Annotated in this window: 12 protein-coding genes; 4 read left to right on the top strand and 8 right to left on the bottom strand. The window is 60.8% G+C overall.

Annotation, left to right across the window (positions count from 1 at the left end):
* Positions 1–5 precede the first annotated feature (5 nt).
* From ssuD to J3P89_RS00985, 4 genes are all read right to left on the bottom strand, one after another.
* On the bottom strand, positions 6–1,154 hold the full coding sequence (ssuD, locus tag J3P89_RS01000; protein WP_434673077.1) for an FMNH2-dependent alkanesulfonate monooxygenase: 1,149 nt from the start codon (positions 1,152–1,154) through the stop codon (positions 6–8).
* 24 nt (positions 1,155–1,178) lie between these two features.
* On the bottom strand, positions 1,179–2,144 hold the full coding sequence (locus tag J3P89_RS00995; protein ID WP_434627240.1) for a sulfonate ABC transporter substrate-binding protein: 966 nt from the start codon (positions 2,142–2,144) through the stop codon (positions 1,179–1,181).
* Positions 2,145–2,235: 91 nt separating this feature from the next.
* Entirely contained in the window at positions 2,236–2,829 is a 594-nt protein-coding gene (ssuE, locus tag J3P89_RS00990; RefSeq protein WP_434696481.1) for an NADPH-dependent FMN reductase, read from the bottom strand.
* A gap of 311 nt (positions 2,830–3,140) precedes the next feature.
* A complete protein-coding gene (locus J3P89_RS00985) occupies positions 3,141–3,779 on the bottom strand; it encodes a peroxiredoxin (RefSeq protein WP_434696480.1) in 639 nt (212 codons plus the stop codon).
* A gap of 335 nt (positions 3,780–4,114) precedes the next feature.
* Between J3P89_RS00985 and mntA the strand changes: the two genes are divergently transcribed.
* Both mntA and hepT read left to right on the top strand, forming a co-directional pair.
* Complete coding sequence (gene mntA, locus J3P89_RS00980; protein ID WP_305498043.1) at positions 4,115–4,510, top strand: type VII toxin-antitoxin system MntA family adenylyltransferase antitoxin; 396 nt, start codon at positions 4,115–4,117, stop codon at positions 4,508–4,510.
* Entirely contained in the window at positions 4,500–4,928 is a 429-nt protein-coding gene (gene hepT / locus J3P89_RS00975; protein WP_434627234.1) for a type VII toxin-antitoxin system HepT family RNase toxin, read from the top strand. Before mntA ends, hepT begins: the two co-directional genes overlap by 11 nt.
* Before the next feature lie 84 nt (positions 4,929–5,012).
* Here hepT and J3P89_RS00970 read toward each other — a convergent pair whose 3' ends face one another.
* From J3P89_RS00970 to argE, 3 genes are all read right to left on the bottom strand, one after another.
* Positions 5,013–6,341 (bottom strand): OprD family outer membrane porin, encoded by a 1,329-nt coding sequence (locus J3P89_RS00970; RefSeq protein ID WP_434696479.1) that lies wholly within the window; start codon positions 6,339–6,341, stop codon positions 5,013–5,015.
* Positions 6,342–6,759: 418 nt separating this feature from the next.
* The gene (gene argA, locus J3P89_RS00965) at positions 6,760–8,058 is read right to left on the bottom strand and encodes an amino-acid N-acetyltransferase (RefSeq protein WP_434696478.1); all 1,299 of its coding nucleotides are present in this window, start codon (positions 8,056–8,058) and stop codon (positions 6,760–6,762) included.
* A gap of 132 nt (positions 8,059–8,190) precedes the next feature.
* Positions 8,191–9,348: an acetylornithine deacetylase gene (gene argE / locus J3P89_RS00960; protein ID WP_434627231.1), complete on the bottom strand. Its 1,158-nt coding sequence runs from the start codon at positions 9,346–9,348 to the stop codon at positions 8,191–8,193.
* Positions 9,349–9,507: 159 nt separating this feature from the next.
* Between argE and J3P89_RS00955 the strand changes: the two genes are divergently transcribed.
* Positions 9,508–10,875 (top strand): inorganic triphosphatase, encoded by a 1,368-nt coding sequence (locus J3P89_RS00955; RefSeq protein ID WP_434571045.1) that lies wholly within the window; start codon positions 9,508–9,510, stop codon positions 10,873–10,875.
* Between the two features lie 129 nt (positions 10,876–11,004).
* Here J3P89_RS00955 and J3P89_RS00950 read toward each other — a convergent pair whose 3' ends face one another.
* Positions 11,005–11,475, bottom strand: coding sequence for an Lrp/AsnC family transcriptional regulator (locus J3P89_RS00950; protein ID WP_434571043.1), 471 nt, complete (start codon positions 11,473–11,475; stop codon positions 11,005–11,007).
* A 126-nt stretch (positions 11,476–11,601) separates the two neighbouring features.
* Here J3P89_RS00950 and J3P89_RS00945 point away from each other — a divergent pair, with 126 nt between their 5' ends.
* Complete coding sequence (locus tag J3P89_RS00945; protein ID WP_434602191.1) at positions 11,602–11,940, top strand: hypothetical protein; 339 nt, start codon at positions 11,602–11,604, stop codon at positions 11,938–11,940.
* Positions 11,941–12,018: the final 78 nt, after the last annotated feature.

The raw sequence follows: 12,018 nt of genomic DNA, 5'->3' as shown, positions 1-12,018 counted from the left end.
CCGCCTCAGCTCTGCGAAGCAGCTTTGGGCAGGATATCGTTGGCGACCATTTCACCGAACGGGCTCACATAGCCCTGGCTTTTCGGCAGTTCCGGGCGCTCCACATCGAGGTGCGGGAACAACAGTTCCGCCACCCGATAGGATTCTTCCAGGTGTGGATAACCCGAGAAAATGAACGTGTCGATACCCAGGTCGGCGTATTCCTTGACCCGCTCAGCCACGGTCGGGCCATCGCCCACCAGCGCCGTTCCGGCACCGCCGCGCACCAGGCCGACACCGGCCCAGAGGTTGGGGCTGACTTCCAGCTTGTCGCGCCGACCGCCGTGCAACGCGGCCATGCGTTGTTGGCCCACCGAGTCGAAACGCGCCAGGGACGCCTGGGCGCGAGCGATGGTTTCGTCGTCCAGGTGGGAGATCAAGCGGTCGGCCGCTTGCCAGGCTTCGGCGTTGGTTTCCCGCACGATCACATGCAGGCGAATGCCGAAACGCACGGTGCGCCCAAGCTTCTCGGCCTTGGCCCGCACCTGGGCGATTTTTTCCGCGACGGCGGCGGGCGGTTCGCCCCAGGTCAAAACCATTTCCACCTGCTCGGCGGCGAGATCCTGGGCAGCTTCCGACGAGCCGCCGAAGTACAATGCCGGACGCGGTTGCTGGATCGGCGGATAGAGCAGCTTGGCGCCCTTCACACTGATGTGTTCACCGTCGTAATCAACCGTCTCGCCTTCCAGCACCCGACGCCAGATCCGGGTGAATTCCACCGATGCCTGGTAGCGTTGCTCGTGGTCCAGAAACAGCCCGTCACCGGCCAGCTCGTCCGGATCGCCACCCGTCACCAGGTTGAACAGCGCCCGCCCGCCGGACAGCCGATCCAGCGTCGCGGCCTGACGCGCCGCCACCGTCGGGGAAATGATCCCGGGGCGCAGGGCAACCAGGAACTTCAGGCGCTGGGTCACCGGAATCAACGAAGCGGCTACCAGCCAGGAGTCTTCGCAGGAACGCCCGGTAGGAATCAACACCCCGCCAAAACCCAGCCGATCGGCAGCCTGGGCAATCTGTTGCAGGTAACCATGATCGACGGCGCGAGCGCCTTCAGCGGTGCCAAGGTAATGGCCGTCGCCGTGGGTGGGCAGGAACCAGAAAATATTGAGGCTCATGGAGTGGTCTCCTAAGGGATCGAATTACTGCGCGTTCGCAACGGCCGCCGGCGGCGTCCAGATCACGTCCTTGATGCTCAAGGGCTTGGGAATCAATTTGAGCTGATAGAAGCTGTCGGCGATTTTCTGCTGCGCCGCGACCACCTCCGGCGTCAGGAACAGAGCCCCATAGCCTTGGCGTTTCACCGACGTCAGGGTGATGTCCGCCGGCAGGCCGAGCAGCGGCGAGACCTGCCGGGTCACGTCTTCAGGGTTGGCCTTGGACCACTCCCCTACCGCACGGACCTCTTCCACCAGCGTCGTGATCACTTGCGGATTTTTTTGCGCGTAAGGTTTGGTGGCGAGGTAGAACTGGTGGTTATCGACGATGCCTTTGCCGTCACGCAGGGTGCGTGCCTGCAACTGTTGTTCGGCGGCTGCCTGGTACGGGTCCCAGATTACCCAGGCGTCCACGCTGCCGCGCTCGAACGCGGCACGGGCATCCGCCGGCGGCAGGAAAACCGTCTGGATGTCGGAATATTCGAGGCCGGCATCTTCCAGCGCGCGTACCAGCAGGTAGTGAACGTTAGAGCCTTTGTTCAGCGCGACTTTTTTGCCCTTGAGCTCCTGCACCGACTGGATCGGCGAGCCCTTGGGCACCAGGATCGCCTCGCTGTTCGGCGCCGGTGGCTCGTAGGCGACATAAAGCAAATCCGCGCCTGCCGCTTGGGCAAACACCGGCGGGGTTTCGCCAGTCACGCCAAAATCGATCGAGCCTACGTTCAGGCCTTCCAGCAGCTGCGGGCCGCCGGGAAATTCGGTCCATTGCACGTCGACGCCTTGGGCGGCGAGGCGTTTTTCCAAGGTGCCCTTGGCCTTGAGCAGCACCAGCGTGCCGTACTTCTGATAGCCGATCCGCAAGGTTTCGGCCTGAGCCTGGGTGATGGCGCCGAAGGACACAGCCGCAGCAAACAGAGCGACCAGCCCGCGACGCAAAATGACAGTGCGCATGGCGCCTCTCCTTTTTGCTGTGGGGTTTTGGCTGCACCTGCTTGGCCGTTGACGGCTGAGTAAGGTGGAGTTGAATCAGGGATGTAGCGAGTCAGATGCTCCAGCGAGCACTCAACAGACGTTCGTTCAATACGCTGGGATCTAGCGGCTTGGGCCGCCGGGCCATGGCGCTGTAGAACTGTCCAAGCGCCTCGTCCAGACGCTGCTGCAGGGCCGGCGCCAATTGCGCCTGGGCGCTGCCTTCGCCGTAAGCGATCTGGTTGTCCTCGGCGAAAATCCCATGCAGCATTTCCTGGGCCTTGAGCGCCGACAACACCGGCTTCAGGGCGTAGTCCACCGCCAGCATGTGGGCGATGCTGCCGCCTGTCGCCATGGGCAACACTACCTTATGGGCCAGCGCGCGTTCGGGCAGCAGGTCCAGTACCGTTTTCAACGCGCCGGAGAAAGACGCCTTGTAGACAGGCGTAGCGATCACCAGGCCGTCGACGTTTTCGATCTGGGCCAGCAGGTCCAGTACCTTGGGGCTATCGAAGCGGGCATGGAGCAGATCCTCGGCGGGAAAATCACGCACCTGATAGCTCACCACTTCCACACCTTGCTGCTGCAACCAACGTTGCGAGCGCTCCAGCAGCACTCCTGATCGGGAGCGCTGGCTGGGACTGCCGCCGAGCGAGACAACCAACATGCCAACCATTCCTTGAATTCACGTGCGATTCGCGGTGGGCGATCTCGCTGTATGGAGCAAACCATAACAGGGCATTCATATATCTTTAAATCATATTTGTTCATTTGGTCATGCATTTTGGATATATAAGATCAGCTTTCCTTGAGGCAATAAAAAAGGCCGTCGAAACGGCCAAAACCCTTGGTGCACAGAAGATCAACTGTGGGAGCGAGCCTGCTCGCGATAGCGGTGTGTCACTCGACCTCAATACTGGCTGATCGACCGCCTTCGCGAGCAGGCTCGCTCCCACAGGTTCTGGTTCTGGTTTTGCCTCAGCGATTGGGCTGCGGAGTCAGGCGCAGGTAAGGTTTGACGGCGCGATAGCCTTTGGGAAAGCGCTGCTTGAGTTCCTCCTCATCCTTGAGCGACGGCACGATCACCACTTCATCGCCATCCTGCCAGTTGGCCGGCGTGGCGACCTTGTGGTTGTCGGTCAGCTGCAAGGAATCGATCACCCGCAGGATTTCATTGAAGTTGCGTCCGGTGCTCGCCGGGTAGGTGATGGTCAGGCGGATCTTCTTGTTCGGGTCAATCACGAACAGGGAACGCACGGTCAACGTGTCGCTGGCGTTGGGGTGGATCAGGTCGTAGAGGTCGGATACCTTGCGGTCAGCGTCGGCCAGGATCGGAAAATTGACCACGGCATTCTGGGTTTCGTTGATGTCCTCGATCCACTTGTGATGCGAGTCCACCGGGTCTACCGAAAGGGCAATGGCCTTGACGCCGCGCTTGGCGAATTCATCCTTGAGCTTGGCGGTAAGGCCCAGCTCGGTGGTGCACACCGGGGTGAAATCCGCTGGATGAGAGAACAACACACCCCAGCTATCACCGAGCCATTCATGGAAGCGAATCTTGCCGGCGCTGGAATCCTGTTCGAAATCGGGGGCGATGTCGCCGAGTCTGAGGCTCATGGTGCAGCTCCTGGTTGAGTAGTTGTGGCCCAACTGTGCACCGCTTTTCATTGCTTGAAAAAGAATGAATACCCATTTGGCTAGATCTTGATGGAATATAAAAAACTGTTCATTGGCGCCTTGGCGTATATCGGACCAAGATCATTGTCGAGGTTTCGAGAAGGCCTCGAGTTGCTGGAAAGAGGAGAAACTTCGGGGAAGGCTACAGGGGTGGGCCAGACCCGAAACGCAAAAGCCCCCGCCCGGCGTGCTGCCGGGCGGGGCTTTTTTTGTTCTGCATCTGCACTCCGCAAATTATTGCGGCGATTTCAGAATGAGCGGCTAGGATAGGCAGCATGAACACTCAAGCCTTGTTGTCTTATCTGCATCACCATCTCCCTGGGCTGCTGGCGGTTTACCTGTTCGGTAGCCATGCACAGGGCACCGCGGGACCTGACAGCGACGTCGATCTGGCGGTGCTCTTGTCCGGCGAGGTCGATCCTGTTTCGCTGTGGCAGCTCTCAGGAGAGTTGGCCGATATCGCTGGCAGTCCCGTCGATCTGATCGATCTACGCGCGGCAACGACCGTCATGCAATACCAGATCGTGACCCGAGGCCAGCGGCTCTGGGCCAGAGACGTACAGGCGGGTTTGTATGAATGTTTCATTCTCAGCGAAAAAACCGCTCTGGATGAGGCTCGGGCAGGCTTGCTCAAGGATATTCAGGAAGAAGGCAGCGTGTATGGCCGATGATGTTTTGATCAACAAGGCAGCAAGTATCGAGCGTTGCGTCGCCAGGGTGCGGGAAGAATACGAGAAAGATCCCGCTACGTTTGCCACCGATTTCACTCGCCAGGACTCGGCAGTCCTGAACATCCAACGGGCGTGTGAAGCGGCACTGGACATGGGACAGCACTTGATTCGACGTGAGCGGCTGGGTGTTCCGCAAAGTGCTCGCGATACATTCGAGCTGCTTTTGCAAGGTGGCTGGCTGGAGGAAGGCCTGGTGAAAAACCTGAAGAACATGGTGGGCTTCAGGAACATCGCCGTGCATGACTATCAAGCCCTGCAACTGCCGATCATGATCGCAATCATTACCGGGCACTTGGACGATTTCCTCGGGTTCAGCGCGTACATCTTGCGCAAGGACGCGGCGCAGTCCAAGGGATAAAGACTCTATCCGGCTCGCTGAGCCAAAAACGCAAAAGCCCCGCCCGGCGTGCTGCCGGGCGGGGCTTTTTTACTTCGCTACGTCTTACATGAAGTTGTAAGTGTAGTTGAAGATCAGGCGGGTCTGATCCTGGTCGGCGATACCGGTGCTGCTGCCACGGTAGGAGCCATGACGCAGGGTGGTGCCGAAGCCCTTGAGCGGGCCCTGCTGGACGACGTAATCCAGGCGCATGTCGCGTTCCCACTCGGAAGTTTCGCTTCCGCCGGTAGCAGACTTGATGTCGTCACCGTGCAGGTAGGCAATCGCTGCCTTCAGGCCAGGAACGCCCAGGCCAGTGAAGTCGTACGAGTATTGACCGAAGGTGGTGTTCTCACCCGCACGAACGAACTGATGGATCATGCTATCGGTGAACAGGTAGAAGCTCGAGCCACCGGCGCCTTCGTTGCGGCCGCTGTCATTGAGCAGGTTGCCCTGGTTCAGGTAGACGAAACCACCGTCATCGCCGACTTGCTGATGACCCAACAGGAACGCGCTGCCACCCAGGGTGTAGGTGAACATGGCGCTCCAGGTCTTGTTATCGACCTCGCCCGGGGTCTTGGCGTAACCACCGTTGTTGTTGAAGAAATGGGTGGAATCGCCGTTACGGCCGTCCGAGCTGCTGTCGAAGTAACGCAGGTCAGTCTTGAACGACTGGCCTTCGGTGATCGGGAAAACGTGTACCGCACCCAGGAAGTGCTGTTTGTAGTAATCCTGCAGGTTGGCGTAGTAGTACTGCAGGGTCAGGTCCTTGGTGACCTTCCAGTCAGCACCGGCGTAACGGAACTGGTTGCTGTCTTCGGTACCACCTGCCACTGCCAAGCCAGTACTGTTGGTACCGGCACGGCCTACGGCGCGCTCCAGTTGACCGGCGTTGAACGTCACGTTGTCCAGGTCCTTGGAGGTGATAGTGCCACCTTCGAAGGTTTGCGGCAGCAGACGGCCATCATTGGCGACCAGGATCGGCAGGTTAGGCTGCAGAGCACCACCCAGGTGGGCCTCGGTCTTGGAGAAAAGCGCCTTCACGTTGGCCGACCCACGGCTCCAGCTGTGCTCCGCGGACCCGTCGGAGTCACTTGGCGAGAAGGAGTTATTGGCGTCTGGACGCTGACCTTTACCACCATCAAGGTGAAGACCAACCATTGCCTGGGCGTCGATACCAAAACCAACGACACCTTGAGTGAAGCCGGACTTGTAGTCGAACTTCAGGCCGGTCGCCGCTTCACGCTGGTCTTCAGCGCCTTCACGGTTGTCGTTGTCAAAGTACATGGTGCGAGAACTGACGGACGCCTTGCTGTCCTCGATGAAACCGGCGGCGCCTGCCTGCTGCGCCATTACCCCAACGGCCACAGCCAGGGCCAAGGTGGACTTCTTCATGTATCGCTCCTCTCGTTTTCTAATTCTTGTGTGTCTTTGGTTCCGGTTCGAACGCCCGGAATCCGCGGATGCGCGATTAGCGCCAGACCGTGACTGGCAAGTCAACCGTAACCCTTTCGGACTACGACCATGGTCTAACCCCGCGACACCGGCCGGAAGAATAATGGATTCTTTATAAATCCAAAAAGAATTGTTTCACTAGTTTTCAGCTCGTTTCGACATATGCTTGCCATCAAAGCGTCATCAAGCCCTGACTCGGCTTATCGGCGACGCCGCGGATTCCTGAATGGTGTTTCGTCGGGGCTCGCGCGCGACATGCCAATGCGTGCGCATGCCGCGATCTTGAGGCTCTCCAGACTAGTCGCTGATTGTCTGAAATCAAGAAAGTCGCGGCAGCGTGATTGGATAGGCGGGTCGTTTACAGCGATTTTTCGAAGATTTTCGAATTACGCTGATAGTTGTACAACGAAGCCCGCGCCGCCGGCAGGCGGTCGACACTGCTGGGCTCGAAACCGCGCTCGCGGAACCAGTGGGCGGTCCGGGTCGTCAGCACGAACAGAGTCTTGAGTCCCTGGGCGCGGGCCCGGGTTTCGATCCGCTCCAGCAGCTCATCGCCCCGGCCACCGTGGCGGTATTCCGGGTTCACCGCCAGGCAGGCGAGTTCCCCGGCATCCGAATCGGCGATCTGGTACAGCGCCGCGCAGGCGATGATCATGCCTTCGCGCTCGACCACGCTGAATTGCTCGATCTCGCGCTCCAGCACCTCGCGGGAACGCCGTACCAGAATGCCCTGTTCCTCCAAAGGACTGATCAGGTCCAGCAAGCCGCCGACATCCTCGATGGCGGCTTCGCGCACCACCTCGAATTGTTCCTGGGCCACGAGCGTGCCGCTGCCATCGCGGGTGAACAGTTCGGCCAGCAGCGCACCGTCCTCGGCATAGCTGACGATGTGGCTACGCGCCACGCCGCCCCGGCAGGCCTGCGCCGCCGCATCGAGCAGCTCGGCCTGGTAATCGCTGCCCAGGCGTTGCATATGAGCCGGGACCTGTTGCGGACGCAGCTCGCGAACCAGCCCCCCATCCTCGCCGATCAGGCCCTGCTCGGCGCCGAACAACAGGAGTTTGTCGGCGGCCAGATCGATGGCCGCCCGGGTCGCGACGTCTTCACACGCCAGGTTGAAAATCTCCCCGGTCGGTGAATAGCCCAACGGCGACAGCAGAACGATCGAGCGCTCATCCAACAGTCGGTTGATGCCCTTGCGGTCAACCCGACGCACTTCCCCGGTGTGGTGATAGTCCACGCCTTCGAGCACGCCGATCGGCCGCGCGGTAACCAGGTTGCCGCTGGCCACGCGCAACCGCGAGCCTTGCATCGGCGAAGAAGCCATGTCCATCGACAGGCGCGCCTCGATGGCAATGCGCAACTGACCGACCGCGTCGATCACGCACTCCAGGGTCGCGGCATCGGTGATGCGCATGCCATGGTGATAGTGCGGCGTCAGGCCGCGGGCAGCGAGGCGGGTCTCGATTTGCGGACGCGAACCGTGCACCAGCACCAGCCGCACGCCGAGGCTGTGCAGCAACACCAGGTCATGGACGATGTTGCCGAAGTTGGGGTGCTCCACCCCGTCGCCAGGCAGCATGACGATGAAGGTGCAATCGCGGTGGGCGTTGATATAGGGCGAAGCGTGACGAAGCCAATTGACGTATTCGGGCATGAACCTGGGCCTGTAATAAATAACAGCCTAAAAAAGACGAAGCGGAACGCACAGCGGGCTGGTGGTTATCGTCGGAACAGGCTTGGCGACACGCGCGCTCTCCTCATGAATACGGGTCCGCAAGCGGACAATTTAACCGGCGCTGGCCGGTGTCAGGCAGTAATGGCCGATCAACTGTCGCAACAGCTGCACGGTAGGCTGCAAACGTGACATTTCAAGGTATTCGCCAGGCTGGTGGGCGCAGGCGATATCGCCAGGCCCCAATACCACGGTTTCGCAACCGAGGCGCTGAAGATAAGGCGCTTCGGTGCCGAACGCCACTGCTTCGGCACGATGCCCGGTGAGCCGTTCGGCCACCCGCACCAGCTCGGCGTCCTCGGCCTGCTCGAACGGGGGCGCTTCGGGGAATAGCGGTGCGTAGTCGATCTTCACCTGATGGCGTTCGGCGATGGGGTCGAGCTTCTGCCGGATCGCCGCCCGCAGCACCTCTGGATCCATGCCTGGCAGTGGGCGCAGGTCGAACTCCATGGAGCATTGGCCGCAGATCCGGTTGGGATTGTCGCCGCCATGAATACAACCGAAATTCAGGGTCGGCTGCGGCACGGTGAACTGTGGATTGCGGAACTCACGCTGCCATTGCAGGCGCAGGCCACGCAGCTCGCCCATGGCGTCGTGCATCGCTTCGAGCGCGCTGCGGCCCAGGCTCGGGTCGGAGGAATGGCCGCTGCGCCCGAGGATGTCGATACGCTCCATCATCACGCCCTTGTGCATGCGGATCGGCTTCAGCCCCGTCGGTTCGCCTATCACCGCCGCGCGTCCGAGCGGCCGCCCGGCCTCGGCCAGGGCACGGGCGCCCGCCATGGAGCTTTCTTCATCGCAGGTGGCGAGGATCAGCAACGGCTGCTTGAACGGCTGGTCCAGCAACGGCCGCACCGCTTCGATGGCCAGGGCGAAAAAACCTTTCATGTCACAACTGCCCAGGCCCACCCAGCGCCCGCCGACCTCGGTGAGCTTGAGCGGGTCGGTCTGCCACAACGCGCCATCGAACGGCACCGTGTCGCTGTGCCCGGCCAGCACCAGCCCGCCGGGCCCCGTGCCGAAGCTGGCGAGAAGGTTGAACTTGCCGGGGCTGACCTGCTGGATATCACAGGAGAATCCGAGTTCCGACAGCCAGCCTGCCAGCAGCTCGATCACGGCGCTGTTGGACTGGTCCAGCTTGGGCTGGGTACAACTGACCGAAGGCGCGGCGATCAGGGCAGCGAACTGATCTTTCATGGACGGCAAAGGCATCGCTGGCTCCCGGGGCTTACAAAATGGGGTCCATCATAGAACCATCGAGAGCAAGGATGGAACCGTTCGGCGCGGAGGACCGACGAGTCCTGTACACTGCACGACCCTGGCAGCCACATCTTCCCCCGGCTGCGCACCCGATTCCTGGATTTTCCGGCCATGCAGAAAGAAACCGAAATCAAACTCCGCGTCAGCCGCGAGACCCTGGCAGCCTTGCGCGAGCATCCGCTGTTGAAAAAACGCAACAAGAGTGGCTGGGAACGCCACGAATTGATGAACCAGTACTTCGACACGCCGGAACGTGACCTCGCCCGGGCCAAGGTTGCCCTGCGCCTGCGCCGCGACGGCGAAGAAGTCATCCAGACCCTCAAGACCCGTGGCCAGAGCGTTGCCGGCCTGTCCGAGCGCAACGAATACGACTGGCACCTGCCCAAGGCCAAGCTCGACCTGAAGAAGCTCGACGGCGAATGCTGGCCCGAGGCACTGGCGGACCTGGACAAAAAAACCCTCAAGGCGATTTTCACCACCGATTTCGTTCGCGAGCGCGCCGAAATTGCCTGGGGCCGCGGCAAAGCCAAGGTGGTCATCGAGGCCGCCCTGGACCTGGGCCACGTGGTGGTCGGCAAGCAGAAGGAAGAAATCTGCGAGCTGGAACTGGAACTGCGCGAAGGCGAACCCGCCGCCCTGCTGGAACTGGCCGCCGAACTGGCCGCGACCCTGCCCTTGATGCCTTGCGACATCAGCAAGGCTGAACGTGGCTATCGCCTGCATGATGCGAGCAGTTACGCCCTGAGCCTGCCGGCTCCGCAACTGACGGCCGAAACGCCGCTGGACGATGCTTTTGGCGCATTGAGCTGGCATTTGCTGGGCAGCAGCCAGCGCCTGGCCGAACAATATCGTTTCAACGGCCACTGGCGCCTGTTGCAGGACTGGGTGGAAAACCTCGCCGAACTGCGCGCGTTGCTCAGCAGCCTCGGCCAGGCCGCGCCGCGCCAATCGACCCATGATCTGCGCGTCGCTCTGGATGCGCTGCTGGAAGACTGGCGTCCGCTGGTCCAGGCCGGCCTCGACGACGAAGACGTGCGCAAGGCGGCGCCGGAGCAATTCCTCGAAGAGCTGCAGGACCCGCGCTGGGGCCTCTTCTCCCTTGAAGCTTCGCGTTGGTTGCTCGCCCGCAGCTGGACCGCCGACCGCAACACCCGCGGCAATCGCCAGGGCGCGGCGCAACTGGGCAGCTGGCTGCCGCGCCTGCTCAGCGAAGAAGCTTCGTCGCTGCAACTGCAACGCTACCAGCAACAGCCGGAAGACCTGGCCGAGCAACTGCCGCGCATCGAACGTATCCAGGCCTGGCTGCATCATGCCCGCCAGGTGCTGGAAATTCCTGAGATGGACCGGCTCTACGGCGAATTGAACAAGCTGGCGCAACTGGCCAACGAACCGATCACCGACGAACTCCTGGATGCGCGCAAGCAGCAGGCGATTGCGGTTTACCAGAATCGGGCCTGGAAGACTTTGCTGCGCCTGTAAGATCGCCATCGCGAGCAAGCTCGCTCCCACAGGGTCCAGCGTTGCACACAGATTTTGTGGCCGCTGAAGATCAACTGTGGGAGCGAGCTTGCTCGCGATGAGGCCAGCCCAAACATCGCAAAAACAAGCTCAGCGCACCACCGGCAAACTCGTCGTCGACTTGATCTCCGACAGCGCCACGATCGAGTTCACCTCCTGAATCCCCGGCACCATCGACAGCTTTTCGAAAAAGAATCGCTCATACGCCTCGATGTCCGCCGTGACGATGCGCAGCAGAAAATCCACCGACCCCATCAGCACGTAGCACTCCAGCACCTCGGGAAACCCGCGGATCGCCTCGGTGAACTCGGTGAAATTCGAGCGACCGTGGGCGTTGAGCTTGATTTCGGCGAAGATCTGCGTGTTCAGGCCGATTTTCTTGCGGTCCAGCAGCGTCACCTGTCCCCGAATGATCCCCTCCTCCTTCATCCGCTGAATCCGACGCCAACAGGGCGACTGGGACAAGCCAACCTGCTCGGCGATCTGCGCGCTGGACAGCGAAGCATCTTCTTGCAGCAACGCCAGTATCCTGCGGTCGAAGCTATCCAGCTCATTGTGCATAAATAAACCTGTAGTTTTCCGATATGCGAATCAGTTTATTCAACATAGGTTCGAAATAGCTCATCTTAGGTAAGAAATACCCTCCGGCGCATGTAAATATTTCTCCCGACCTCCAGGAGACCGAACATGCACTCACTCGCAACCGTATCCACCGCCCCGACCCGCGCCGACGCCTGGCACGCCGCCAACGCCCATTGCCGCGTGCATTATCAGATGCAGGCCGAAGCCGAGCCGGACGTGCTGTGTCGAGCATTGAATCTGTTCGCCTTGCAGGGCCTGACGCCACAGCAGGTCCACGTCGAGCGTCAAGACGATCTGCTGACGCTGGACATTGTCCTGGATGGGCTGAGCTGGCACCGCGCCCAGGTCATTGCTGAAAAATTACGTAACCTGATCAGCATGTGCTCTGTGGACCTGCAGGACGCCGATATCACGCGGGCCGGACGGGTTCTGGCGGCCGGTTGAGGGGGGCGCAGGCAAGAATTGGAAACGCATTGGTCGGGTAGTGGCCCAACGGTCCATAAGGTCGGGACTATTCTTTTG

Source organism: Pseudomonas sp. Z1-14 (genome assembly GCF_051132005.1).
Lineage (GTDB): Bacteria > Pseudomonadota > Gammaproteobacteria > Pseudomonadales > Pseudomonadaceae > Aquipseudomonas.
Note: the sequence above shows the minus strand (reverse complement) of the source record. Positions and strands in the feature narration are given on the sequence as shown.

Bases quoted from the DNA above. Each gene is read 5' to 3' on its own strand.
- ssuD (WP_434673077.1), bottom strand. From the start codon at position 1,154: ATGAGCCTCAATATTTTCTGGTTCCTGCCCACCCACGGCGACGGCCAT.
- J3P89_RS00995 (WP_434627240.1), bottom strand. From the start codon at position 2,144: ATGCGCACTGTCATTTTGCGTCGCGGGCTGGTCGCTCTGTTTGCTGCG.
- ssuE (WP_434696481.1), bottom strand. From the start codon at position 2,829: ATGTTGGTTGTCTCGCTCGGCGGCAGTCCCAGCCAGCGCTCCCGATCA.
- J3P89_RS00985 (WP_434696480.1), bottom strand. From the start codon at position 3,779: ATGAGCCTCAGACTCGGCGACATCGCCCCCGATTTCGAACAGGATTCC.
- mntA (WP_305498043.1), top strand. From the start codon at position 4,115: ATGAACACTCAAGCCTTGTTGTCTTATCTGCATCACCATCTCCCTGGG.
- hepT (WP_434627234.1), top strand. From the start codon at position 4,500: ATGGCCGATGATGTTTTGATCAACAAGGCAGCAAGTATCGAGCGTTGC.
- J3P89_RS00970 (WP_434696479.1), bottom strand. From the start codon at position 6,341: ATGAAGAAGTCCACCTTGGCCCTGGCTGTGGCCGTTGGGGTAATGGCG.
- argA (WP_434696478.1), bottom strand. From the start codon at position 8,058: ATGCCCGAATACGTCAATTGGCTTCGTCACGCTTCGCCCTATATCAAC.
- argE (WP_434627231.1), bottom strand. From the start codon at position 9,348: ATGCCTTTGCCGTCCATGAAAGATCAGTTCGCTGCCCTGATCGCCGCG.
- J3P89_RS00955 (WP_434571045.1), top strand. From the start codon at position 9,508: ATGCAGAAAGAAACCGAAATCAAACTCCGCGTCAGCCGCGAGACCCTG.
- J3P89_RS00950 (WP_434571043.1), bottom strand. From the start codon at position 11,475: ATGCACAATGAGCTGGATAGCTTCGACCGCAGGATACTGGCGTTGCTG.
- J3P89_RS00945 (WP_434602191.1), top strand. From the start codon at position 11,602: ATGCACTCACTCGCAACCGTATCCACCGCCCCGACCCGCGCCGACGCC.